2 protein-coding genes are annotated in these 3,808 nt (G+C 35.5%); both read right to left on the reverse strand.

The genetic code is table 11. The features are described from left to right. Positions 1 to 96: 96 nt before the first annotated feature. Positions 97 to 1,194: a hypothetical protein gene (locus ACE1OF_RS19480; protein ID WP_448896534.1), complete on the reverse strand. Its 1,098-nt coding sequence runs from the start codon at positions 1,192 to 1,194 to the stop codon at positions 97 to 99. Positions 1,195 to 1,313: 119 nt separating this feature from the next. After that, positions 1,314 to 3,065, reverse strand: a complete 1,752-nt coding sequence (locus tag ACE1OF_RS19485; RefSeq protein ID WP_448896535.1) for an AIPR family protein — start codon at positions 3,063 to 3,065, stop codon at positions 1,314 to 1,316. Positions 3,066 to 3,808: the final 743 nt, after the last annotated feature.

A 3,808-nucleotide genomic window follows, 5' to 3' on the forward strand; every position in this document is an offset into this window, starting at 1 on the left:
TTCAACAAAAAATCACTATTTACACTATAAGTAGCGCTTCGGGCTTGTTCAACACCCGAATAAGGTGTCGGCTGACGCGACACCTATTCTTATTTGTTAGGCATTTTTTGTAAAGTGCTTTTCTATTTCATATCCAACTGAAGTATTACTCTGCTCGAACATACGAATATATTTTTTTATCTCAGGCTTCCCGTTTGAACCAAATATAAGCTTATTTAGAGTAGCCCTAATACCAAATTGGTTCTTTAGAGCATTGATAGGATTTGATTGAGTTGCGATTTTAAATATACCCACTCCAGCCTCCATAGTAACTGGTTTTCCGCTTGATCCTAAACCTATCTTTGCATTTACATTTTGAGAAACAGAATCTAGTTCTTTTCTATACTTATTAATTTTTTTAATGTCATCGTCTGTTAATGCATTTTGAAACTGTTTCAACCACTCTCTAAGTTTAAAAAAATCATCTCTTAACTCTAATGCGAGATCTACGAACTGATTTATAGATGAAGCCTCTTGAATTATTCTTAAAGGGATCGCAGGCATATTTACGAATAAAGAATATAACGAATCAGCACCATAGATTTTCTTTGATACTTTCATTTGCTCATCATTTAAAAATGATGTCACTTGATGAAGAGCATCTCCTGCTGGGAGCATAAAGCCAGAATTTACAAAAAAACGTTTTCTCAAAGGGTGTGGAGTGTAGCTTTTTTCATATACAAAACTACGGGCACACATTCCTGCACCACCCCACATTGTTGCAGATAAAAGCCCATCTGTTACCTGCTTAGTTTTTTCCCAACTATCTACATTTTCTTTATGAGCAAGTTTAAGTGATTCTGTAGAGCACATATGCTCAAGTATTCTTTCTCTAGGGGCAACCAATTTAAATGAATCATTTAAAAAGGGGTAGCTCCTTACCACACCTAACTCTTTAGCTTTTAAAATGGGACTATTTGAATTTACCCACGAATGCTCAAACTTCTCTTCAACCAAAATTTCATCCCTGAGAACTAAATCAGTCAAAAAATCAAAAAGAGCTTCTGTTTGTATTGAAGCAAATGAAACAGGGTTATAAACATGGTTTTGCTCTGTAATTATGATTTCGTCAGCATTACTATCATCCATTCCTCTCGAAAATAAGTTTGTTATATCTTGAAGAGACCAATTATCTGAAACTACACCTTGCGCCATTAATACTCCTTGGCTCGATTGAAATGCCTAACGCTTTGCTAAGCGGCAATAAAATAGCTGGCTAAAATCAGCGAGGAACGAGCAAAAGCCAGCTGTTTTTTGTCCGTTTAAGCAACTTGTTATACGGCTTTCGATAACTTCTTCTTTGCTTTTACTGGAAAAAGCCTTTTAGTGAACTCATCTACTACACTTTCTGTTCGAATAAAGTCTCGGATTTTTTCACGACTAGTTATACCTGAGTCCGAAATTATATTTTCAAGATGTGTTGCAGTCTCCTCTATTTGTGCCGCGAACTCGTCATTGTTTTTTAAGACTGCGATGATGGCAGTTGTTACCTTTTTCTGTGACTTTATCGGAGTATCCAATATATCTGGGGTTTTCCAATATTTTCTCACTAGCGCATACAAAGCATAAAAACGGAAAATAACCCTAGTTCTATCAATTTTCCCTGAGCGTACCAAGTAATCAAACTTATATAATGCTAATGCAGCGACATGATAAAGCTCTACATTATGATTATCCGAAAAAATACGTTCAGCGAATTCTTTCCGTATACCTCTGTGATCACGTGCAGCACGGTGGGGTTGGAAAAAAAACATCGCTGCGGCAACCTTCATCAGATCTGATGGTCGATGAATACGTGTGCGCTCAATCCCTACATCCCTATACTGATTATCTCGCCTTTCAATATAAATCCGAACTTCACTACTTTGAGATGCACAGTACTCTTCTAAGTCTTTCATAAATGGGCGCAATGCCCAAAATTGATCTTCCCTAACTTCATTTTGACGATTAGTACCAATGATTACACTAGAAACAAATTCAGTATCACCGCAACCTATTAGGCGAAACGGAACAAATATGTTTTCAACTTGATCACGAACGTGAGCCAGTATGTTGGTAGTTTGGCATCCATTTACTATCTGGTAATCTTCTAGATTAAATGTATCCCCTTTGCGCTCTATGTTTTTTGAAACAACTGTAATTCCGTTATTTTTAAAAACAAAAGAAGAATCATCCCCTGACTCTAATTCAGAAATTATGGACTTATTTATTTCTGATTCTGGATTAAAGTCCCTCACATTATCATAGAATAAAGATCTGTTAACATGAGTAACACCATCTTGATCTGGCTCACCAAGTGCAATCGCTAGTACTTCTGATGCAGAAACATATCCAATATATGCCTCATCTACTTTATCATGAGCTGGCATCGTAACGGCTTTTGGAAAGCTTAGCTTTGCAGATGAAGAATTTGTTGCTGCACGGAAGCCATTTTGAATCACTTTTGCTCCAACACATTCAATATGTATTTCATCAAATATATTTAATTCAGCTAAGCGTGCCTTATTCGTCGTAATCAATTGACTTATTAAATCGGAAACTTCACCAGAACCAGTTGTACAGTAGTAGCACCTCAATGTAGGACTTGTTTTAGCTGCTGTAGAATAAATAGCGTCTTTTACTTCTATCAAACTCTCTATTTGCTCACCAGTTACTAATAATTGGCTTGTGAAAAAATCATAAACCCCATCTAAAAATTTCGAAATATTGCCATAATCCAATTTGTCTGATGTTTTCGATTGAAAGAAATGAAACTCAGAATTATGATTTTTACCAATAGCCAGAACTTCTGCGGCTTCATCGACGTCTGTACAAAGCGCACCTTGAATAGAAATTGCTACTCCATCAATGCCAAACTCATCACCTTTGAGGTGAGCTCTAAAAGGATCTAAATTTTCTCCAAGAATACCATTCTCTATAGAAAATATAGACATAACCTCAAATAAGTTAGACTCATCCAAATTTTCATTTGGATTCATTTTTTTAAAAGTATTTAGCTGCGCCTTAACTATTGGATTCATAGCCATTTATCTATTCCTTTACTTTATTTTTCCAATTTAAATACAACTGGCAATTGGTGGATGCCGTATAACGCTTAACATATGGGGATTTTAGGAGCGCTTTTGGCCGAAGGCCAGCGAGTAAAATTCCCACCATGATGTTTTTGTTAGGTTTCGTTGGCATGACGCATTGATTTATAAAGAATTACAGACATAAGAATTGCAAATAAATTAAAGATAAAACTCACGTCATATATTGACCATGTTATGTTGAAACTAAAGCCTAAAGTGATCGAAAACCCTAAGTTAGGCGTTTCAAATCCTAATATTTGTAGCAAATACATCCAAAATGCAAACTTAATAAACCTTAAACTACCTCGGTGAATTTTGTAGGCTACTAAAAGATTTATTACTATACCGAGCGGAACCAAAAAGACAAGAAACCAACCGAAAAGCTCTATACTCTCCGAATTTGAAAAAAATTCATAAACACTACCAAGTAACAATGAACCTAAAAAACTCGAAATTAGCAAAGCATAGATTGCGATTTTTGTGTATTTATTCTGCACCATACTTTTTTACTTCCGTTGTAGGAGAAACCTAACAGCTTATTGAACACCATTTTGGGGGTTTATAACACCCCAAAACGGCGTATATTACGTGGGCTAATAATTTCACTAAAAAACATCTTTGTAAACAAATAATTATATGTATTTTAAAATAACCTTTGTTGTTACGCCCCAAAACGGCTTGTAATAATGTTATTGGAC

Source organism: Colwellia sp. E150_009, from assembly GCF_053543955.1.

Bases quoted from the DNA above. Each gene is read 5' to 3' on its own strand.
- ACE1OF_RS19480 (WP_448896534.1), bottom strand. From the start codon at position 1,194: ATGGCGCAAGGTGTAGTTTCAGATAATTGGTCTCTTCAAGATATAACA.
- ACE1OF_RS19485 (WP_448896535.1), bottom strand. From the start codon at position 3,065: ATGGCTATGAATCCAATAGTTAAGGCGCAGCTAAATACTTTTAAAAAA.